Here is a 21,312-nt window from a genome sequence, read left to right on the forward strand (position 1 = left end):
ATGAGTTCAGACATGTACCCCTCTTATATGACGGACGGCGCCATGGGTAATGACAGAAGTGTGGTCGCCTACGCGCCCGCCTCCAGCGCCAACCTGAGCGTGGGATTCGATGTACTGGGGGCGGCACTCGCCCCCGTGGATGGCTCTCTGCTCGGCGATCGGGTGCTGGTAAAAGGGGCTGATGTGCCGTTCGCCCTCTCCGCCGTGGGCCGCTACGCCCACAAGCTGCCGGACGATCCGAAAAAGAATATTCTCCATGACTGCTGGGTTGCCTATGGCGAGGCGCTGGAGAAGCGGGGCCTTAAACTCAAGCCGCTCGAAATGGTGCTGGAGAAGAACTTGCCGGTGGGCTCGGGTCTGGGTTCCAGCGCCTGCAGCGTGGTGGCGGCACTGGAAGGGCTCAACGCCTTTCACGGCGCGCCGCTTGATGAGCACGACATGCTGCTGCTGATGGGTGAGATGGAAGGCAAGATCTCCGGCTCCGTTCACTACGACAACGTGGCGCCCTGTTATCTCGGCGGCATGCAGCTGGTGCTGGAAGAGCACGGCGTCATCAGTCAGGGTATTCCGGTGTTCGATCAGTGGTACTGGGTGGTCTGCTACCCGGGTACTGTGGTCTCCACCGCTGCCGCCCGCGCCATTCTGCCTGCTCAATATCGCCGTCAGGATTGCCTCACCTATGGTCGTCGCCTGGCTGCCTTTGTCCACGCCAGCTACACCGGGCAGGAGGGGCTGGCGGCGAGCGTCTTGAAAGACGTGATTGCCGAGCCCTACCGCGCGGCGCTGATCGAAGGCTTTTCCGAGGTGCGGGCGCAGGCGGCCCAGAACGGGGCGCTGGCCACCGGCATCTCCGGCTCCGGCCCCACCGTGTTTGTGGTGATGAAGGAGCTGGCGCAGGCCGAGCGAATGAAGGATTGGATGGAAGCACATTTCGTGCAGAACGAAGATGGATTTGCCCGGGTCTGCAAACTGGACATGGCCGGGGCACGGGTAACAGGAAGCGAGCTATGAATCTCTACAACATCAAGGACAACAGCGAACAGGTGAGCTTCGCGCAGGCGGTGCGTCAGGGCTTGGGTCGCGAACAGGGGCTCTTCTTCCCCGAACAACTCGAACCGCTCGCCGATGTGGATGCCCTGCTCGATCTACCGCTGGTCGAACGCTCTGCCCGCATCCTGAGCCACCTGCTGGGGGACGAAGTGCCCGCCGCCAAGGTGAGCGAGCTTGTCAATGCCGCCTTCACCTTCCCGGCGCCGCTGGTGAAACTCAAGGATGGCACCTATGCCCTTGAGCTGTTCCACGGCCCGACTCTGGCATTCAAGGACTTCGGCGGTCGCTTTATGGCCCAGTGCCTTGCGGCCTTCCGCACCAACGACAAGATCACTATCCTCACCGCCACCTCCGGCGACACCGGCGCCGCCGTGGCCCACGCCTTCTACGGGCTGGAGGGGATCGAGGTGGTGATCCTCTATCCCAAGGGCAAGATCAGCCCCTTGCAGGAGAAGCTCTTCTGCACCCTCGGCGGCAATATCCGCACCATCGCCATCGATGGCGACTTCGATGCCTGTCAGGCGCTGGTAAAACAGGCCTTTGACGACGAGGCGCTGAAAAAGGCCATTGGCCTCAACTCCGCCAACTCCATCAATATCAGCCGTCTGCTGGCGCAGGTTTGCTACTACTTCGAGGCGGTGGCCCAGCTGCCCAAAGCCTCCCGCGCCAAGGCGGTGATCAGCGTGCCGTCCGGCAACTTTGGCAACCTCACCGCGGGCTTGATTGCCAAGGCGTTGGGGCTGCCGGTGAAGCGCTTTATCGCCGCCACCAACGCCAACGATACCGTGCCGCGCTACCTGAAAAGCTGTCAGTGGGAGCCGCACCAGACAGTGGCAACCCTGTCGAATGCCATGGATGTCAGCCGCCCCAACAACTGGCCGCGGGTAGAAGAGCTCTGCCGCCGTAAGGGCTGGGCGTTGGAGACTCTGGGGTCAGGCATGCGTGACGACGCCCAGACTCGCGCTGCCCTTAAACGGCTGCACCAGCTGGATTACCTCTGTGAACCCCACGGCGCCATTGCCTGGGATCTGCTGGGGGAACAGCTGGCTGAGGACGAGGTAGGGGTGTTCCTGTGCACCGCCCATCCCGCCAAGTTCAAGGAGTCGGTGGACGAGATCCTCAATCTCGATGTACCGCTGCCCGGCCCGCTGGCCAAACACGCCGAGCTGCCGCTGCTCTCCGTTAATTTGCCTGCGGAGTTTGCCCGGTTAAGAGCCTTTCTGCTTGGTTAAGTTGAATGTCAATCCCCCGACCTCGGGGGATTTTTCTATCCGTTACAGGGCAAGCCGCCCCATATAAGGAGTGAAGATGAGCCAGTATCCCCTGCGTGCTCTTGCGAAGCTCCTATCTCCCAGCGCGACTTCGACGCCCTAGTGACCTTTTGTGTCAAGGTAACAGCAACTTGGTATGAACCAGTGGAGCTGATGTAGACAGACCTGGATAACTAGCGGCCACATCAGGGCAGGATGATGGAAGGACAGACCCCCTACCGCATGTTCAATAAGGGTCTGAAAATGATACCGAAGGAATTGCGCACTAAAGTAGCGTAAACAAAACACCGGTTTGAGGCCGGTGTAATGTGATAACTAGAACTGTACAACCAGTGATACTTCTCAGTACAACACAATGTGTATTAATTTGTTCACATTATTTGATGCAGTGCCTCTTAGAGCTCTAACCCTAAATTATTTTTTATATCCATTTGTAACAAGATGTCTCTTAGTACTTTAGAACGAGCCTTTTTTAGAATAGCCTTTTTTTCTTTTGCCACTCCGATTCCTAATATAAAGTCATCAAGCATCTCTGCTCGGTCACTATTTATTAGGTGTTTATACTTCATAAAATATTGAATCAAGCTGTTTATATCGCTCTGATGCAGCTGATATCTTGCTTGTAGTTCAAAATCAACAGCACTTTTATCATGTGGTTTTATTGCGTTCTTTGTTATGCGTAAATCATGAGTGGATTGATATTGAAAAGATTTCAGGTCTACTTCAAATTTATATAAGTCATCGAATGATTCATGATATGGATGAGTATGTGTCTCTATCGTAAAGTCTTTCTCTTTTTTTATTGTTGCATTGCAATCATGACAGCTTGGGATGAGGTTGTATAAAGATAAAGCGAGGAATGGGTACATCGATTTTGGATAAAAATGGTCTAGTTCAAATAACATTAAACTACTACCATTAACTCTGACCTCCTTTTTTATAATGCCTATTTTATTATTGTTGCAGTATGGGCATATAGCTTCTTCAAACCCCATGTCTATATAAAGATTTCGACAAAAGGCAGAGCTCCTATACTGTGTATACTTAAATATGTCGGTTAACAAAAGTTTCCCAAAATTAGTTTGTTGAATGTCCGCTCCATTATATTTAAATAGATCTTCACTCTTTAGTATTGTGTATGTTTCATTGATGATTTTGGTGAATTCATCAGGTTTGCTAACAATAATCCTCTTGACATTTTGTGATAAATATTCAAGGTAATTGATTTGTCTTTTTAAAGTAAAGCCGTCATTATCAGCATATTCTTTTAAATATGCAGATGTTTTTGTTTTCAGCAATGTTTTTTCACAGCGTATTATTAATGCTGTATCAGCAAGTTTTTTATCAATGCGAGTTTTTTTGTTGAGATATTCCCACAGTAATTCTGATTTATTGCTAAGATAGATGTCAGGATCCATGGAACTGATAATACCATCTAGTCTAACCATTTTTTATAAGTCTCTTTAAGTGAAAGCTTATTATTTCTTCTCCGATGATGCCAATATAATCCTTTATCTTTTTTTGCTCGGTTTCAGAAAGAGTTTTTTCACTACTCTGACGATATAATGAAAGTATGGAGTCAATTTTGTTTGATGCAAATTGGCTACATACTCGGTTACCTAAAAAGAAGCCATGAGAATATAGATCATAAAGGTTCGCGCCAAAAGTAAGTGTATCGAAACCTGCTTTTGCTTGATCATTATCAAGTACAACAAGACATTGATTAGGAAGATCGGACAATAAAAATGGAGAGTGGGAGCTGATCACAAGCTGTATTTTCCCACTAGATAGGTTTGGGAGAACATTATTTAATTTTTCGAAAAACTGAATCTGCCATTCAGGGTGCAAATATAAGTCTCCCTCATCAATGCAGATAATTGATGCATTTCTAGAGCGGAATAATGAATTGTAAATAGATGAAAAAATATTTATATATGCTTTTTGTCCAGAGCTTATTCCAAGCCAAGTGCATTCAAAATGTTGTTTTTCATTAAGGACTTCAAATATCCATTGCAATACGGAATGTGATTTTTTATTAAAGCTAATAGTGAAGCATAGTTTGTTCTTGTGATTTGTTTTTAGTGCTTCAATATCACAATCCTGTATAAGATTTTTAATGGTAGATAAATTTTCTAGTGAGTTAATTTCTATACCAATGTCATTGGTTTTTAATTGGGTGAATTTTTTTGCAATGTGTTCATTTTTCTTTATTAATAGAATGTACTCCGAACAAATTTTATCCATTAAGTAATCTATATTTTCATCACTTATCGATGAGCTAATAATTCTTTTTTTAATATCAACCCAAAAAGTATCATTTTTTTCTTCTTCGAGGCCAATTGCTGAAACATAAGAGGAAAGCTTTTGAATTAACAAAAGGTTAATGATGGTTATAACCTGCCTAGTAGGTGTATAACTGGCAGCCATCTTCAAAAATTTATTTATTTGTTCGTGTGTAAATGGGCTTGCTTTTTGTTCCAGATCTTTTTTTGATGTTAAAATATCACTAACAATTAAGTTCAACGATACGAATTTTGGTCTTGCTATCTCTAGATAATTAAATTTCTCTGAATTAATAAAAACCAAATGCTCCTTGATGGAGTTCTGTCTTCGTCCTTGTTTATTTGAAGAGATATTTACGACATCTTTGTGGAAAGTATATTCTCGTCCGTCAGATACATTGGAGAAAAATATCGGCTTTATGCCATTTATTTGTTTCGAATATTCAACCTGTGTAGCCTCAAAGCTTGTTGTAGGTGCCCAAGGAACTGTACGCCCCCTATTGTTTGAATAACAGGTAAAATAGTCTTTTTCTTGCGTAATAACAATAAATGGAGTTTTTAATCTGCTTAATCCTCCCTTTAGAATCATACAAATTAGTTCAAGACAGTTAGTTTTCCCTGAGCCATTTTTTCCAATTATCCCAGTTACATTTGTTATATCTGAATGGAAAAAATCTCTTGGTAGTGAGGGCTTTTCCACTCTACTTATATGGTGTTTTTCTGAGTCATATGAATAAGTAAAATCATTTGATAAGTTAAGTCCAAAGTTACGGAAGTTTCTGAACTCTTCTACCCAGATATAGCAAATTTTCATACTGTCACCAGTCTCTTAATGTGAGTTTTTATAATGTTGAGCTTGGTCATTATTGGCATTTATATATATCAATACACCGAAAATGTGGGGCGCCCACCTTTTTGGGAGGAGTGTAACGTAACCAAAACGCACGCTACCGCCCGTGGATTACAGCTTCCAAAATGCTCCATTAACCAGCGGGGGCAGCAGCCCATCGCGGATGAATAGGCACCGGATGGCTATGTTAAGCCAATCGAATCTGGCCGTACCAGTCAAAAAATGACGTAAGTGTCAGTAATGACTGATTTTTTGCGCTGGCTCAATAAAAGGGTGTGGCCGGAGGCAGGATTCCCATGGCCCTTGATTTTATTGGGGTTGGCGGGCGTGGCGGGAAATTGGGCGGCAGGCTTGCTGTTGGAGAAGGCTTTGCGGGGACAACCCCGCTCCGGCAATCGGCGCTATAGTGCGGGCGATGGTTGCCCTGTGCTCCGCTCCCAAGCTGGCGAGGCGAGGGATCTGCGGCAACAATCAGCTGTTGCCATCACAGCCATTTGCAACACATCGTCATGCAAATATGACCATGCAAACACATCACCAGATAGAGAGGAGATCATCCATGAAGCGTACCATCCTGTTCGGCCTGCTCTGCGGCAGCGTGCTGCTGGCCAACCCGGTCTTTGCCAACGACGCTGCCCAGTTGCAGTGCGAGGCGCAGGCCGCGGCCAAAAAGCTTAACGGCGCCGCCAAGACCAGCTTTGTCGGCAAGTGCGTGAAAGATGCCGCTGGCGCCGCAACTGGCGAGTGCGAGAAGGCGGCCGCCGACAAGAAGCTGGCCGGAGCGGCCAAGAACAGCTTTATCCAGAAGTGCGTGAAGACGGGCGCGGCGGTGGATCCGGCGGCCAAGTGCGAGAAGGCGGCGGCCGACAAGAAGCTGGCTGGCGCGGCCAAGAACAGCTTTGTCCAGAAGTGCGTGAAGGATAGCGCCGCCAAGTAAGGCATTTTCTCATCCGGTGTGTTTGCGGGGGGCCATCAGGCCCCCCGCGCTTTTTATGCGTAGTGAACGCCGTGAAGCCCAAGCGTTGTCGGGAACATTAAACTCGGTTGCTGATCTTCTATGACCGGGCTCCCTATCTGGTTTTGGACATATTATCTCCCGCTTGCTGGGCTTTGCCTTGTTCAGCGTCAACCCATGAATGGTATCCATCACGGTTCACCGCCCACGCGATCGCCGATGGATTACCACTTCCGATTTGAGCCATTAACCCGCGAGGGGGCCACCCATCACTGATAAATAGGCATCGGATGGCTGGCGATAAGCCCCTCTTCAGCGGGAAGAGGGGCCGCAATAGTGCTCCCTGGCGGGCCGAGTTAGCCGAGGCTGGCCCAGGCCAACCGCAGTTTCAGTCCCGGGCCCGAGCTCCAGCCAGTGGTGGAGCTCACCACTTTACCCTGCTTGATGATGAGGAAGCTGGGGGTGACGCTCACCTGCCAGCGGGCGGCAAGGTTGCCATGCTCATCATTGTGGGTCGGGAAGGTCAACCCCTTCCTGGCCATCCCCTGCTGCAACCTGGCTTGGTCGCCGGAGCGCAGCGCCACTGTCAGCACGTTTTCGCCGTCTCGCCATAGCTGCTCCACTGTCGGTGTGGTAACACGGCAGACTGCGCACCAGCTGGCCCAGTAATAGATCAGCAGTGGTCTGTCCCGACTCATTGTCTGCAGGTCGGCCAGAGTGCCATCTTGCAGCAGCAGTTGAGGCAGCGGGCTTCCCTCTTGCAGCGCCGGACTGCGCCAGAGGTCCAGCGCCGTCGAAATAATCACCGCCAACAGCAGCAGCCAGAGGGCCTCCTTGCTCCAGCGGCGCAGACGGAGGATCCGGGATGATGTTGCTGTCATGATTGCCCCTTGATGACCAGTGCGTTTTTGACGTTGCGCCCGAGCGCTACATGAGGGAGATCAGCCGATTGCCGATAATTTCCCCCTTGCGCTGCGGGTATGCCCCGCTCTCCCGGCAGGGTCTGTATGAGCAGGATATATCTCATCTTGTTTCTCCTTGAACAGGGGCGTTCGCAGCGTGCTCCAGAGTGGCCAGCAGAGTTGCACGATCCAGCAGGGGAGAGAGGATCTCGCCACCCGGTAGCCCGGGGCCATAGATTTGGTTGAAAGGAATGGCCACACCGCCGCGTTGGCGCAAGAAGCCGGCGATGCTGTCGGAGGGGCGGCTCCAATCCCCGCGCAAGGCCACCACATCGGGGGCACTCAGGGCTCGTTGCACATCATCGCGCAGCAGCACGTTGAATTTGTTGGCTTTGCAGGTGATGCACCAGTCGGCGGTCACATCGACGAAGACCCGCTTGTGTTGTGCCAGGGCGTCCTGGATGGCCTGCTCCGAGAGAGGCTGCCAGTGGACGGTATCCTGTTGTGGTTTGCCCTCCATGGTGAAGGCGCCGCCGAGCAGCAGGGCGGCGACCAGCAAGCAGCCCAGCGCCAGCCCCAGGGTTACACCGCGAATACCGTGGCGCCATACGACCGCCAGCAGCAGGGCTGCCAGTATCAGTGCCATCAGGATCACCACCCCGTTATGGCCGATATGGTTGCCAAGCAGGCTGAGCAGCCAGAAGCTGGAGCCCAGCATCATCAGGCCGAGCAGGATGCGCAGGCGCCCCATCCAGCGTCCCGGTTTTGGCAGCCAGAGCGCGAGACGGGGCAGGGCGGCGATGAGCAGCCATGGCAGGCTCATGCCAATCCCCAGTGCGGTAAAGACAAGCCAGAGTTGACCGGATGGTGCCCCGAGCGCAAAGGCGACTGCGGTGCCAAGGAAAGGGGCGGAGCAGGGTGTTGCCAGCAGAGTGGCAAAGCAGCCCTGCAGAAAGTGACCGGCCATGCCGTTGCCACCCGCGGTTGCCAGGCGGGTGTTGATATTGCTCGATAACCTGATCTCGAACAGCCCCAGCAGGTTGGCACAGAACAGCAAGGTCACCACGACCATGAAGCCGATAAACCAGACGCTCTGGAACTGGATACCCCAGCCGACGGCCCCCTGGGTGGCGCGCAGCAGGGTGCTCATCAGTGCCAGCGCCCAAAAGGAGACCAGGATACCAGCGCTTGCCGCCAGGAACTGCAAGCGAACCGGGCGACGCTCACGGGTCTCCAGCTGCAGTACTGATCCCAGCTTGAGGGCCAGCACCGGCAACACACAGGGCATCAGGTTGAGAATAAGCCCCCCAAGCAGTGCAGCCCCCAAGGTCCAGCGCAGCGAGTGGCCACCAGCGGGTAGTGGCAGGGGATCACCTATGGTGACCTGGCTCTGCCAGGCTTCGTCACCGTTGACCAGTACCACGCCCAGTTGCTGATGACGGATATCCGGTGCATCCCCTTGCCAGCCATCGCTGACCGGAATGCGGGCAATCAGGGTATTGCCCTGCACCTCCAGGCTGGGCTCGCCAAACTCGACCCCCTCCAGCTGCTGGAGGAAAATCTGCGGAGCCCGCCACCCCTCTTGCTGCTTAGCGCTCAGCTGTAGCCGGTTTTGCTGGTAGCCGGCCTGGAGGTTGGCGCTCTTGGGCATGGCTTGTGGCAGCTTGCTCATCGCCTGTGCATAGGCAAGGTCGAATCCGTCCGGTGCCGTACCATCCAGAGCAAGGGCAAAAGGGTAGTCAGTCAGGATGCAGACGTTACTGCAGGTTGAAAGGCGTAATGTGCCGGTCAACGCCTTGCGGTTGCCATGGCCAAGGCTGATGGGAAAGGTGACGGCCTGCTGATAGCCCTGGGTCGACATGCCGCTGACCGCGAATCGCTCTGGCACTGGCCAGTGCCATTGTTGAGTGAGTTTGGGATCATCCCAGAGAATTTCAGGGGCAATTCCCCCTTCACCCGGGTTTTGCCAATAGGTTTTCCAGCCGGACTCGAGTGCCAGACTGAGCAGCACCCGGGGCTGTGCCGGATCCCGGCTATCTGCTTGCAGCCGGATTTGTGCGTGATCGTTGCGGGGGCTGGTGAGCCAGCCGGTATCGCTGGCCAATCCGATGGATTGCCACAGCAGGCTGCCCAGCAAGAGGGCAGTCTTGAAGATGTTTGACATGGTGTTGTCTCTTGAAAATGAAAGTCAGGGTTGTTTAAGCCGCGACTGACTCATTCTCGCCAGACACAAAGGGTGAGATGAAGCCGCCGTTCTGGCGGGGAGATATTTCTGGGTGGGGGGAGGGGGGGCGAGCAACGGGACAGTGGTGCCAGCAGGGCGATCAGGAATGCGATGGCAAAGAAGAGCTGTTCGGCGCATTGCACGCTGGCGGCACTGAGCCACTTGCCGTTGAGCTGGCAACTGCCGGGTTGCGGCGTTGCTGCGCGGCCATCCTCATCGACATCGACATCGACATCGATGGCGGAGGATGGGACGGTCAGCATATGGCAGCCAGCGGCTATCTCCAGCTGAGCCAGCCTGGTCAGCGGCTGGAGTGCACAATTGAGCAGCAGAATGCAGACCAGCAGCAGGAGTCTTGTCGCCACGCGTTGTCGCAAAATCATGTTGCTCCTGCCCTCTTGGAATGGGGCACATCCTATCGATCAATGACAGCCCGGGCAAGCCGGTCGGATGGAACCCTGTTTCTTGCAACCGGTGAGTTGCCACGCAGCCCTCGTAACTTGCCGAGAACCGAGCGTGCTGGCCAGATCAGTCTGCCAATGCTCCGGACAAGGGCAATCGCTCAGCTACCAACAGTCAGTGATGTTCCGCGCATGCAGTCAGTGTAAAGAGAACCCGTCGAGTACTGAATGGACATTGGGATATGGGGATCCATGCCGAGACGAGAGAAAGGCCAGGCTGAAGATGGTTCATTTGGCGCAAAATCATCTCTTTTGGTCGTCAAATATTGAAAGCGTTTTCAGAAATCCTTTTCAATTGTGATCCGCTTCAAAGCTTTTTAATACGTCAACCTCTAGCATTGGCCCCACGAATTAGGGGCTAGCGCTCCCGATTTTCCCGCTGTGGGAGGTAACCGGATGATCCGGCTATTTCCTTCGTTACTTTCGACGGTCATCATGGATGGCCGTTTTTTTTTGAGTTATTTCACGGTAAAGGGTCGAGCCGCTGGCGCTTTACCGTTAAAATTCCGCTTTTGCACTTGCCCGTGAGTCTTGATGTCTGCGTCCACCCTCTCTTCGGATAGTTATGCCCTGCTCGCCACCCTGCAATTGCAGCGCGTTGCCAGTACCCGTTTGCTGCAAGAACAACTGGCGATAGGCCATGCCCTGATCGATAAACTGACCCGACTGCAGGATGCGGGGCTAGTCAGATTGCGCGGGGAGCAGCAGTGGAGCCTGACCGCCGAGGGGACGCTGGCGCTGATCCTGGGGGTGCGTGCCGGTCTCTGCCCGGCGCCGGACTGGAGCCGGGTGCCCTCATTGACCGGGCAGGATCTCACCCATGCGGTGGTGCGCGAGCTCTGCCGCGGCAAAGCGGGGGAGATACCGACCTATTTCTCGGCCAGCGATCTGCTGACCCTGCTCGATACCCCGGACGCTCACCAGTTGCTGGCGGGCTCCAGCCCTGCCTGGCAGCAAATGTTGCTGGAGCACTTCTCGCTGCAACTCTTGCTCGATGCCCCCTATGAAGAGCGCTGGCCGCTGGCCAATGCGCTGGTGCGCTGCGCCCCCGAGGTGCAGGCCCGGGCCAAAGCGTTCGAGGCGGAGTGGCGCTGGCTCTGCGGGGATGGCGAGAGCACATCGCCAACCGGCGAGGACAAAGATGCCGCCCCCGGCTGGCCAGCCCTGCAGGCGCTGGCCCAGCAGAGCCAGAACGGCCCGCTTGGCGAGCGACTGCTCACCGCGCTGGGCCAGTGGCAGGCAACCGATGAGGGTGAGGCGGGCCAGTGGCCCCGTTCATTCAGCGCCCTGCTCTGGCTTGGCTGGTTGCAGCAGGCCGATCCCGTCATCGCCAGCGAACAGCGCAAGAAGTGGCAGCGCAGTCTGACTGGCCAGTTCCCCCTGCTTGCCGACCTGCTCAGCCAGTGGGCGGGTGATCGCCACGGTCAGGCGGTCGGCTTGTTTGATACCTTGCAACTGCCGGTGGAGGAGCTGCACTGGGGCTACCTCTGGCTCGATCTCTGCGCGCTGGCCCGTCACGGCGCCCAGAGTCCGCAGGTGGCCATGCTGCATAAGTGGGATCTCTCCCATCTGCTCGATGCCGAGCCCCATCATCGCCTGATGGCGTTTTGTCAGGATCTGCTGCGCATCTTGTTGGGCGAGGCGGCCAAAGGGGCGCCCTTGTGCCAACTGCGCGGCAGTGAGGAGAGTGCGCAAGAGGGCTGTGACGAGCAGGATGATGACGGGGACGAGGATAAAACCGCGGCCTCTGCCAGCTGGCTCAACTGGTTGCAGGGGCTGGGCCGCGCCAGTGGCGTACGCAAGCCGCAGGAGCGGTTGGTGTGGCTGCTTCATGCCGATGGCCCCGAGCTGGAGTGCAAGATCCAGAAACTGAGCACCAAGGGGGAGTGGACCGCCGGTCGCCGGGTCGATCCGGCCCTGCTCTCCACCCAGTATGCCGCCATGCTCGACGAGCATGACTGGGCACTGGTTCGCACCCTGCCACGGGTGATGGGACGACTGCCGCGGGATGTCTGGGCGCCGCTGGCCGATCACCCCCGCTTGTTCAACGCCAAGGGGCAGAAGCTGCAACTGGCCATCAGCGCCCCCCTGCTGCAGGTGGTGGCCACCGAGCAGGGGATGAGCGCGAAGCTCTGCCCCGATGCGGCCGCCCGCGGGGCCCATATCATGCCGCTGGCGCAGGATCTGTGGCAGCTGATCCTCACCCCGCAGCCGCTGCTCGACCGCTTGCCAGCGCTCGAATCCATCCCGCTGCTGCCTGCCGAGGGGCTGGCCGAGTTGCAACGCACCCTGGACGCCATTCCCGAGCTGCCCTGGCACAGTCAGGTTGCGGGGCTTAGCGGTAACGCCGAACTGGCTCCCTGGCCGGGCATTCCTTCGGTGCAACTGGATTGGCAGGATGGTCAGCTGTCGGTCAAGCTGGTGACCCGCTTTGAGGATCTGCCGCCCCAGCCCCTTGGCAAGGGGGAGGCGATCGTACGGCAGGGGATCAAGGCGTATCACTACTGGCAGCGCGACCTTGCGGCCGAGAAGGGGCAGGCCCAGTTGCTGCGCAATCAATTGCCTATCGGCCTGCCCGGCAGCGAGTGGCTGCTGCAGGGGGAACAGGCGCTGGCGCTGGTCAATGCCCTGCCCGAGCTGGTGGATGCCGGCGTGGTCATTCACTGGCATCAGGACAGCGCTCGCCTCAAGAGCCTTGATGAAGCGGCTCTGAGCCTGCGCATCGAGCGGCGGCAGGACTGGTTCCAGGTCGAAGGGGCGCTGGCCCTCGATGAGCACCAGATCCTCGACCTGCGCCTTATTCTGCGCCAGATGACCCCAGGCCAGCGCACCGTTCAGCTCGATGAGAAGACCAGCCTGATGCTGAGCGACAAGCTGGTGGAGCGGCTCACCATGCTGGGGGCCATGCTCGATGAAGAGCAGCGCATCAACAACAAGCTGGCCTATCCCCTGACTCGTCTGCTCTCGGTCATTACCACCGAAGGGGATGCAGCGTGGCAATCCCTTCAGCAGGAGTGGCAGCAGGAGGTCGATTGCCCTGATGAGTTGCTCACCTCCCTGCGGGACTATCAGAAAGAGGGGGTGCGCTGGATGGCGACCCTGGCCCATCACGGTTTTGGTGCCTGTCTGGCCGATGACATGGGTCTGGGCAAGACGCTGCAGGCGCTTATTGTGCTGCGGATGCGCCAACACCTTGGCCCTGCGCTGGTGGTGGTGCCCAAGTCAGTGGTCACCAACTGGCAGGAGGAGGTGACCCGTTTCGCCCCCGAACTGGATGTGGTGGTGTTCGAGAATCCGGCCGAGCGGGAGGGGATCATTCGCGAGGCCAAGGCCGGTCAGGTGATCCTCATCAACTACGGCATGCTTGGCAGCCTGGCGGAGGCACTCAAGTCCCGCCGCTGGTCCAGCATGGTGCTCGATGAGGCGCAGCAGATCAAAAACGCCGGCACCCAGCGCGCCAAGCTGTTGTTCCAGCTCGACGGCGATTTTCGCCTCGCCCTCTCCGGCACCCCCATCGAAAACCATCTGGGAGAGTTGTGGAGCCTCTTTACCTTTATCAACCCGGGGCTGCTCGGCAGCCTTGGCGAGTTCAAGCGTCGCTTTGGCAAGGCGGTCAAGGATCCCCAGCACATGGCGCTGCTGCGGGCGGTGATCAGCCCCTTTATCCTGCGCCGTCTCAAGCAGCAGGTGCTGACCGAGCTGCCGGACAAGACCGAGATCATTCACCACATCAGCCTCTCCCCCGAAGAGCGCCAGCTCTACGAGGCGACCCGGCGGGAAGTGGTGCAGCAGGTGCAAAGCGCCGATGGCCGCGCCCTGATGCATGTGCTGAGTGGCCTGACCCGGCTGCGCCGCCTCTGCTGCTCACCGGAGCTGGTGATGCCCGAGTGGTCGCAGACCAGCAGCAAGCTTGATGAGGCGATGGCCCTGCTGGAAGAGGCGATCGACGGCGGTCATCGGGTGCTGGTGTTCAGCCAGTTTGTCGATCTGCTGAGCCTGTTGCGTGCCCGCATCGAGCAAAAGTCCTGGGACTACTGCTATCTGGATGGGGGCTGCTCTGCCAAGTCCCGTCAGGACTCCATCCTGCGTTTCCGTCACGAGGAGGTGCCGCTGTTCCTCATCAGCCTCAAGGCAGGGGGGACCGGCCTCAACCTCACCCAGGCCGATACCGTGCTGCACCTCGATCCCTGGTGGAACCCGGCTGTGGAAGATCAGGCGAGCGATCGGGCTCACCGGATGGGGCAGACCCAGCCGGTGACCGTGTACCGGCTGGTGTGCGAGCAGACGGTGGAGGAGAAGATTGTCGCCCTGCACGACGAGAAGCGGGCGTTGGCCGATGGGTTGCTGAGCGGCCAGTCCGAGGTGCGCGGGCTGGATGTGGAGAGCCTGCGGGCCCTGCTGATGGGCTGATTGGCGACGCCGCCTTACATACCGTCTATCGATACAGAAAAGGGAGAACATCCAGAGATGTTCTCCCTTTTCTTATTTGGGATGCAGATGCGGGATTCGTCGTTTATCGCGGCAAGGCGGCGCAGTTATCCCTGAACCAGCTATCCCTGATCCAGTCACCCCTGATAGAGATAGAGGTGCAGCCGCTCGATGATGGGCTCGCCGCCAATCTTGCGATCTCGCCGCGCCTGCCGGCTCTTGGGGGGATAGTTGCCCAGATGGGTGACCGCGGGCGGGGTATCGGAGCAGAGCAGCAGAGGCAGGCTCGCCTTGATCTGCTGCTTACGCGGGGTGCGCTCCAGCCAGAGCAGATTGATCATCGGGTGGGTCTTGACCGGGCGGCGGATCCGCAGCTCGGCATCGGCGGGCAGACGGCGAATGTCGTACACCTCCTGATCCACCATCTTGCTCCACTCCTCGTTGTTGGAGAGGGCCGGTATGTAGCGGCGGCTGCGCTCCAGCATCTCAAGCACCTGCTCGCGACTGAGACGATTGATGGTCTGCTTGTCAGCCCAGGTAAAGCCGAGGGATTGCAGCTCACCTGTCAACAGGGTCAGCTTGCGGTAGACCTGCAGCGTGATCACGCCGGGCAGGGCGGTATGTACCAGCTCGAACTTCTCGTCCCGTCCCCCCGCCTGCTGCACCAACGCCTTGAAATCAAGCTTGTGCTGGTTGATTTGGTCGATCAGCGGTTGCAGCAAGGGGGCAGCGGCGGCAGGAAAGCGCAACCAGCCGGGCAGCCGGTGAGTCGCCTTGGTGGAGCAGCCGGGGCGGGCGCTGTGATCCCGATAGGCGGCGAGGGTGGCCGCCAGCGCGGCTTCACCGTTGAGATAGCCCACCTCAATTTGCTCGATCGGGTCGTGCTCTTCCCCCTGCGCAACCGGAGGGAGGGGATAGACATGAGCCTCCTGCAGATCGAGTTGGCCAAGCAGATCGGCCAGCTGGTTGAGAGAGGCTTCAATGGCGGCCATCTGTTGACGCAGGGCGGCGGTCGGGGTAAAGGTATCCATCGATGATCCTGTGGTCTGACCCGCTGTTGACGACATCAGGTATGACATTGCTGCGGGTAGCAAAACTACTGTATAAATAAACATACCAGCATGCGGTTGGAGTGCCAAGAGGCACTTTGAGGAGGGGGCAATGTGCGCCTCTGAATGGGGATGTGGTAATGGTTTTATTTATGTTTCAGAGTGTTAAATAAAGATCACCACAAGATCATTAAATTAACAATCACGTGTAGCTCCGCTGTTGCCAGCTGTTCACACCTTGTCCATCCCTGCATATGTAAAGCAGTAAAATGCATATATAGATGGGTGCCATGCAGCACAATATGCTGTGCGACTCTGCTGGCCAACTGTTAAAATAATTATTTGTTTAAAATCAAAGCGTTAAAATTAAATCCTGCCGTTTTTAGACATTAGATTTACTAATGTAACGTATCAAAATTCGTCAATTGAGTCGGCCCTGTTCCCTGACTAAGCTTTGCGCATCAAATAAAGCCCAGTGCGTAAACAAATATTCAGAGGAGCCACATCATGGCCAACATGGCTTATACCGAAACCGGTTACCAGCATTCCAGCCAATTGAATCTGGTTGCTCGCGTTAAAATGACCGTTCTGACCTGGCTGGAGCGCAGCCGCAGCCGTCGCCAGCTCTCCGAGCTGCCCGAGTACCTGCTCAAAGACATCGGCCTGAACGAAGCTGACCGTTATCAAGAGACCACCAAGCCGTTCTGGCGTGGTTGATCTACCGGGCATGGATGCCTTGTTTTTCTGCTGAGTCGTTTGCTGTTCTGCCCCTGTGGGGACCAACTGCCAGGTCTGTTATTGTCTGTTTTATCTCCCCCCGTTTTCCCCCTGTTATTTGTTGATCCTTTTTCCTCTCCTCTTTATTCCACATCGCTACTGTCATTGCTGTCATCGTTCGATTGTTATCACATTTGTATCGTTAATGTTTGAATTTGTTTAAAAAATGATTTTAAGCCACGATGCCTTGCGTATAATCCGGCCATAGTATTCCAGAGCGAGAGGGTGAGACGGATGATTCCCCAGCACGATTTTTTGGCCTTGACCCGCAGCCATGAGTGGCAGCTTGAGCCCTTTGAATTTGCCCTGCCCGATGGTGCGCGGGTCAGCGTCTGGGATACGGGCGTGCTCTGTCTGGAGCCTGCCCGTGGCGCGGGCGATCAGCCGGGAGGACGCAAGGATATCGTCCTCTCCTGCGGTATCCACGGCAACGAGACTGCCCCCATCGAGATCTGCAACCAGCTGCTGAGCCGTCTGCTCTCAGGCGAGCTGAGCGCCCGCCATCGGGTGCTGTTCCTGTTTGGCAATCCGGCGGCGATGAATCTGGGGCTGCGAGAAGTGGAGGAGAACATGAACCGGCTCTTCTCTGGCGCCCACAGCAAGGGGGAGGGGCTCTGCAATCGGGAGCGGATCCGTGCCATGCGCCTCGAGCAGTATGTTAGCCGCTTCTTTGCCGATCCGGCTCGTCCCCGTTACCACTACGATCTGCACACCGCCATTCGCGGTTCGCGCCACGAGAAGTTCGCCGTCTACCCCTTTCCCCACGAGCGGCCCCACTGCCGCGAGCAGGTGCAGTTCCTCGGCGCCTGCGGGGTGCGCACCATTCTGCTCTCCGCCAGCCCGACCACGACCTTCAGCTACTACAGCTCCCGCCAGCATGGGGCCCATGCCTTTACGGTGGAGCTGGGCAAGGTACGGCCATTTGGTGAGAACGATATGACCCGCTTTATCGAAACCCGGCAGGCACTGCAGGAGCTGGTCACTCAGGATGAGGTGGCGCTGGAGCCGTGGCGGGCGGACGATTTCACCCTGTTTGCCATCGATCGGGTGATCACCAAAAAATCGGAGCAGTTTCGCTTTCTATTCGCCAGCGATGTGGACAACTTCACCGAGTTCCCGCAAGGGTTCGTGTTGGCCGAGGATGGTGAGCTGCGCTACACGGTCGAGAAGCCGCGTGAGGCGGTGGTCTTCCCCAATGCCAATGTGGCGATCGGCCAGCGCACAGTGCTGATGGTGGTGCCGACAAGGCTTTGGGAATAGCAGTGATAGTTTTGCCTGCAGAGCGGTGATGCATCCGCAGGTGGCGCCAAGCCATTGTTTTAGTCGGCGGCTTAGACACAGCAGCGGTTAGCCGCAGTAATAAAAAACGGGGCCAGTCAGATGACTGGCCCCGTTTTTATCGGGTTCAAGCGGTGAGGCTTAGCTGTTGTTCTTCACAAACAGTGTCAGCTCCTGACCAGGCTTGAGGTAATCCCCTTTATCCAGCTGATTCCAGCGCATCACATCGTTGATGGCCACCTGGAAGCGAGCCGCGATGGAGGAGATGGAGTCGCCACGGCGAACCTGATACACCATCGATTTGTCGCTCTTCTTCCCTTGCTTGGGATAGACCACCAGCTTCATGCCTGGCTTGAGCGCCGACTTGGCATTCAGACCATTCCACTTGGCGAGCTCTTCGTGGGAGACTCCGTGCGCCTGGCTGATGCTCCACAGGTTGTCACCCGAGCGCACCTTGTAACTGACCTTGGCCTTCTGGCTGCTGCCACGGCTTGCCAACTGCTGCGGTTTGCTGGCGGAGCTGGCCTTGCTGCTGACCTGACCGTGGGTCGGGATCACCAGTTGCTGACCGCGACGCAGGTTGTTGCTGCGCAGATTGTTGGCCAGCTTCAGCTCGTTCACGCTGACGCCATGATTCTGGGCAATGCGCGACAGGGTATCGCCACTGGTGACCTGATAGGAGCGGGTACGAATACGCTCGCTCTTGGGCAGATCGGCCAGTGCCAGCTCCAGGGTATCGGCATATTCTACCGGTACCAGCAGGCGGTAAGGACCACGCGGCGACATCACGCCACGGCTCAGGGCCGGATTGACCTCCTTGAGCTGTGACGTGCGCAGACCTGCCAGTTGGGCGGCCACATTCAGATCGATCTGGCTGCCGGTCTCCACCACTCGCAGCTTCGGCTCGTTGGCGAGCACCGGCAACTGGATATTGTACTTGTCCGCATTGCTGATCATGTCAGCCATGGCGAGGATCTTGGGCACATACATCCGGGTTTCGCGCGGCAGATCGAGCGACCAGTAGTCGGTCGGCTTGCCTGCGCGCTGATTACGCTGGATGGCGTTGCGCACCCGGCCTTCACCGGCATTGTAGGCGGCCAGCGTTTGCAGCCAGTCACCGTCAAAGAAGCGGTTCAGGTATTCCAGATAGTCGAGCGCCGCATTGGTGGAGGCCAGCACATCGCGCCGTCCATCATACCAGTTGTCGTGGCGCAGACCGAAGTTTCTGCCTGTCGCTGGCACAAACTGCCAGAGTCCGACGGCATTGCTGCGGGATCGGGCATGAGGATCAAACATGCTCTCGATCATCGGGACAGTAATAAGCTCCATTGGCAGCTCACGCCGTTCAATCTCCTCTACCATCAGATAGAGGTAGGGTTCAGCCCGGCTGGCAATGGTCGCCAGATGCTTATCATTGCGCAACAGCCACTCACGTTGCTGGCGGATGCGCGGGTTGTCCGGAGTTTCCAGTTGCATATCATCGCTGATACGCACCCACAGATTGTCCGTCTCTTCCATTTCATCCAGTTGTTCATCGCCAAACAGGAAATGGGAAGAGTGTTTTTTATGCGCTTTTTTCTTGACCTGGGGGGACTTGATCGGCTCGATTGCCGTTAGCGCCCGGTCATCCTGATGGCTCAGGTTTTGGCAGCCGCTGAGCAACAGCGCTGCCAATAAGGCCGTTCGTACCTTCATCTCGTTCCGGTCATTTTTAAGAAAAACAGCCGGCATCATAAGGGGCAATGGCCCCCTGATCAAGGTTTGTTCAAAAAACGTCCTTCCACTGACGCAGGATGGTGAAGGTATCTACCGGATTTTCCACGCATTTTAGCCCCTTCTTTTCAGCAGAAAATTTTACCGAATCGAGCTCGCAGCGCAGAAAAACATTAAACTTGCGCTCATCCTCCAGCCGGGTGGGCAGGCTTGGCAGCCCTTGTTGCCGCAGTTTGCTGATCAGTCCGATCTGATCACGGATCGCCGGATTGTCCGGTTCAACTGCATAGGCAAAGCGCAGGTTGGAGAGTGTGTACTCATGGGCGCAGTAGATCAGGGTCTCGTCGGGCAGGGCGGCAAGGCGCTGTAACGAGTGGTACATCTGTTCCGGCGTCCCTTCAAACAGGCGGCCACAACCGGCCGAGAAGAGGGTATCGCCACAAAACAGCATGCCGTTACCATAGTAAGCGATATGGCCACGGGTGTGCCCGGGCACATGGATCACCTCGAGGGCGAGGCCGTGCCAGTTGATCTGATCGCCATCTTCCAGCCACTGACCGTGGTGATCCGGCATAGGGTCAAGTTTGGGGCCATAGAGCCGGGCGTGGGGGAAGTGGGCAAGCAGGTCGGTGACGCCCCCGACATGGTCGTGATGGTGATGGGTCAGCAGGATGGCATCGAGCACCAGCCCCAATGCCTCGAGCCGCTCCAGCACGGGTGCGGCATCGCCCGGATCGACCACCAGACAGTGATTTTCGTGGCGGATCAACCAGATGTAGTTGTCATTAAAGGCTGGAACTGTGATCACTGGATACATGAGTCTGCTTCTCTTTAGGGAGGGTATCTTATATAACAGGATGGCGTTCGAAACCCCGAGTTGAGCCCTATTATGCAGGTGGCACGTACCGAACAACAAATCGAGATCCCGACCAGCTGGTCTGCATTGCCTATGGGGGACTGGGTGGCGGCCGAGATCCAGGATCGGCTCGACAACTGGTGCCCCAATCTGTTTGGGTATCATCTGCTGAAAATTGGCGCCCTGAGCGCCGAGCTCTCCTGCAAACGCTCCTCCATTCGCCACCAGATCGGGGTCGCCCCCGGTGGGCGGCTGCTCGACATGTATGGCGACCCCCTCGATCTACCGGTACGGACCGGCAGCGTCGATGCCTGCCTGCTGGCCCACTGCCTTGATTTCTCCGCCGATCCCCACCAAGTGTTGCGCGAAGCCGAAAGAGTGTTGACCGACGATGGCTGGCTGATCATCAGTGGCTATAACCCCATGAGTCTGGTCGGGATCGGTCACTGTGTGCCGTTCTTGCGGCGCAGAATGCCCTGGTCGGCACGGATGTTCACCCCTGGGCGGGTGACGGACTGGTTGCATCTATTGGGATGCGAGGTGATGTTCGACGAGCGCTTTGGTTATTCGTTTATGGGAAAACAGAGTTGGCACAGTTGGTGGCGAGAGAGTATCGGGCGGGATTATTGCAGGGCATTTGCATCGGTATACGTGATTGCGGCCCGTAAACGGCGCTTTCCACTGATCCCGGTGCGGCGGCGCTGGCAACTGCCAAAGTCCCTCGCCACACCGGGAATGGCCCGTCAGGGCTGGTAGCCGGTATCCTCGGCCAGATCCTTGCCGCAGGCGGCCTCTCTGGCCAGCTCGTCACACCGTTCGTTCTCCGGGTGGCCGGAGTGACCCTTCACCCAGAGCCACTCAATCTGGTGGCGACCCACTTCTGCATCCAGCTCCTTCCAGAGATCGACGTTTTTGACCGGTTGCCGGTTGGCTGTCATCCACCCTTTCTTCTTCCAGCCGATGATCCACTGGGTGATCCCCTGGCGGACATACTGGCTGTCGGTGGTGAGGCGCACCTTGCACGGTTCGTTGAGGGTGCGCAGCCCCATGATGGCGGCCATCAGCTCCATCCGGTTATTAGTGGTCAACTTGAATCCGGCGGAAATCTCTTTGCGGTGCTTGCCGTAGACCATCACGGCCCCGTAACCACCCGGGCCCGGATTGCCGAGGCAGGAGCCGTCGGTATAGACATCAATCTGTTTTAACATGAGCAATC

General features: G+C 56.4%; 17 protein-coding genes and 1 pseudogene. 8 read left to right on the plus strand and 10 right to left on the minus strand.

The window, feature by feature from the left end; all coding sequences use genetic code 11:
- The 3 genes and pseudogenes from thrB to G5332_RS02325 form a co-directional block, all read left to right on the plus strand.
- Nucleotides 1-1,011, plus strand: a complete 1,011-nt coding sequence (gene thrB / locus G5332_RS02315; RefSeq protein WP_421311082.1) for a homoserine kinase — start codon at nucleotides 1-3, stop codon at nucleotides 1,009-1,011.
- Nucleotides 1,008-2,282, plus strand: coding sequence for a threonine synthase (gene thrC / locus G5332_RS02320; protein ID WP_421311083.1), 1,275 nt, complete (start codon nucleotides 1,008-1,010; stop codon nucleotides 2,280-2,282). Before thrB ends, thrC begins: the two co-directional genes overlap by 4 nt.
- 162 nt (nucleotides 2,283-2,444) lie before the next feature.
- A pseudogene (locus G5332_RS02325) lies at nucleotides 2,445-2,600 on the plus strand (IS481 family transposase); the annotation flags it as partial.
- 116 nt (nucleotides 2,601-2,716) lie between these two features.
- Here G5332_RS02325 and G5332_RS02330 read toward each other — a convergent pair.
- Together G5332_RS02330 and G5332_RS02335 are read right to left on the minus strand one after the other, a co-directional pair.
- Complete coding sequence (locus G5332_RS02330) at nucleotides 2,717-3,739, minus strand: hypothetical protein (protein ID WP_421311084.1); 1,023 nt, start codon at nucleotides 3,737-3,739, stop codon at nucleotides 2,717-2,719.
- 22 nt (nucleotides 3,740-3,761) lie between these two features.
- Nucleotides 3,762-5,417, minus strand: coding sequence for an AAA family ATPase (locus G5332_RS02335; protein WP_421311085.1), 1,656 nt, complete (start codon nucleotides 5,415-5,417; stop codon nucleotides 3,762-3,764).
- Nucleotides 5,418-6,012: 595 nt separating this feature from the next.
- Between G5332_RS02335 and G5332_RS02340 the strand changes: the two genes are divergently transcribed.
- Nucleotides 6,013-6,390, plus strand: a complete 378-nt coding sequence (locus G5332_RS02340; protein WP_005338113.1) for a hypothetical protein — start codon at nucleotides 6,013-6,015, stop codon at nucleotides 6,388-6,390.
- A 374-nt stretch (nucleotides 6,391-6,764) separates the two neighbouring features.
- Here G5332_RS02340 and G5332_RS02345 read toward each other — a convergent pair whose 3' ends face one another.
- The 4 genes from G5332_RS02345 to G5332_RS02360 are packed head-to-tail and all read right to left on the minus strand — an operon-like array spanning nucleotide 6,765 to nucleotide 9,917.
- Nucleotides 6,765-7,289 carry a protein disulfide oxidoreductase gene (locus tag G5332_RS02345; RefSeq protein ID WP_421311086.1) on the minus strand — a complete coding sequence of 175 codons (525 nt, stop codon included), beginning with the start codon at nucleotides 7,287-7,289 and terminating at the stop codon, nucleotides 6,765-6,767.
- Nucleotides 7,286-7,435: a hypothetical protein gene (locus G5332_RS02350; RefSeq protein WP_421311087.1), complete on the minus strand. Its 150-nt coding sequence runs from the start codon at nucleotides 7,433-7,435 to the stop codon at nucleotides 7,286-7,288. The genes G5332_RS02345 and G5332_RS02350 overlap by 4 nt, the downstream gene beginning before the upstream one ends.
- A complete protein-coding gene (locus G5332_RS02355; protein WP_421311088.1) occupies nucleotides 7,432-9,474 on the minus strand; it encodes a protein-disulfide reductase DsbD family protein in 2,043 nt (680 codons plus the stop codon). The genes G5332_RS02350 and G5332_RS02355 overlap by 4 nt, the downstream gene beginning before the upstream one ends.
- Nucleotides 9,475-9,524: 50 nt before the next feature.
- Nucleotides 9,525-9,917, minus strand: coding sequence for a hypothetical protein (locus G5332_RS02360; protein WP_421311089.1), 393 nt, complete (start codon nucleotides 9,915-9,917; stop codon nucleotides 9,525-9,527).
- 612 nt (nucleotides 9,918-10,529) lie between these two features.
- On the opposite strand from G5332_RS02360, the gene G5332_RS02365 reads away from it, so the two are divergent.
- Complete coding sequence (locus G5332_RS02365; protein WP_421311090.1) at nucleotides 10,530-14,405, plus strand: SNF2-related protein; 3,876 nt, start codon at nucleotides 10,530-10,532, stop codon at nucleotides 14,403-14,405.
- Nucleotides 14,406-14,560: 155 nt separating this feature from the next.
- On the opposite strand, the gene G5332_RS02370 is transcribed toward G5332_RS02365, so the two are convergent.
- Nucleotides 14,561-15,454 (minus strand): DNA replication terminus site-binding protein, encoded by an 894-nt coding sequence (locus G5332_RS02370; RefSeq protein WP_421249354.1) that lies wholly within the window; start codon nucleotides 15,452-15,454, stop codon nucleotides 14,561-14,563.
- A gap of 525 nt (nucleotides 15,455-15,979) precedes the next feature.
- Here G5332_RS02370 and G5332_RS02375 point away from each other — a divergent pair.
- Both G5332_RS02375 and astE read left to right on the plus strand, forming a co-directional pair.
- Nucleotides 15,980-16,189 (plus strand): DUF1127 domain-containing protein, encoded by a 210-nt coding sequence (locus G5332_RS02375; protein ID WP_158112369.1) that lies wholly within the window; start codon nucleotides 15,980-15,982, stop codon nucleotides 16,187-16,189.
- Between the two features lie 294 nt (nucleotides 16,190-16,483).
- Nucleotides 16,484-17,509 carry a succinylglutamate desuccinylase gene (astE, locus tag G5332_RS02380; RefSeq protein WP_158112368.1) on the plus strand — a complete coding sequence of 342 codons (1,026 nt, stop codon included), beginning with the start codon at nucleotides 16,484-16,486 and terminating at the stop codon, nucleotides 17,507-17,509.
- Between the two features lie 159 nt (nucleotides 17,510-17,668).
- Here the strand turns inward: astE and G5332_RS02385 are convergent, their stop codons facing one another.
- Together G5332_RS02385 and gloB are read right to left on the minus strand one after the other, a co-directional pair.
- On the minus strand, nucleotides 17,669-19,222 hold the full coding sequence (locus G5332_RS02385) for a lytic transglycosylase (RefSeq protein ID WP_005353270.1): 1,554 nt from the start codon (nucleotides 19,220-19,222) through the stop codon (nucleotides 17,669-17,671).
- 70 nt (nucleotides 19,223-19,292) lie between these two features.
- Nucleotides 19,293-20,057, minus strand: a complete 765-nt coding sequence (gloB, locus tag G5332_RS02390; RefSeq protein WP_421171792.1) for a hydroxyacylglutathione hydrolase — start codon at nucleotides 20,055-20,057, stop codon at nucleotides 19,293-19,295.
- 72 nt (nucleotides 20,058-20,129) lie between these two features.
- On the opposite strand from gloB, the gene G5332_RS02395 reads away from it, so the two are divergent.
- Nucleotides 20,130-20,852, plus strand: a complete 723-nt coding sequence (locus tag G5332_RS02395) for a methyltransferase domain-containing protein (RefSeq protein WP_005361718.1) — start codon at nucleotides 20,130-20,132, stop codon at nucleotides 20,850-20,852.
- Here G5332_RS02395 and rnhA read toward each other — a convergent pair.
- Nucleotides 20,840-21,304 (minus strand): ribonuclease HI, encoded by a 465-nt coding sequence (gene rnhA, locus G5332_RS02400; RefSeq protein WP_005353268.1) that lies wholly within the window; start codon nucleotides 21,302-21,304, stop codon nucleotides 20,840-20,842. The two genes, G5332_RS02395 and rnhA, sit on opposite strands and share 13 nt — an antisense overlap.
- Nucleotides 21,305-21,312: the final 8 nt, after the last annotated feature.

This window comes from Aeromonas sp. 603757 (assembly GCF_049171255.1).
Classification (GTDB): domain Bacteria; phylum Pseudomonadota; class Gammaproteobacteria; order Enterobacterales; family Aeromonadaceae; genus Aeromonas; species Aeromonas veronii_A.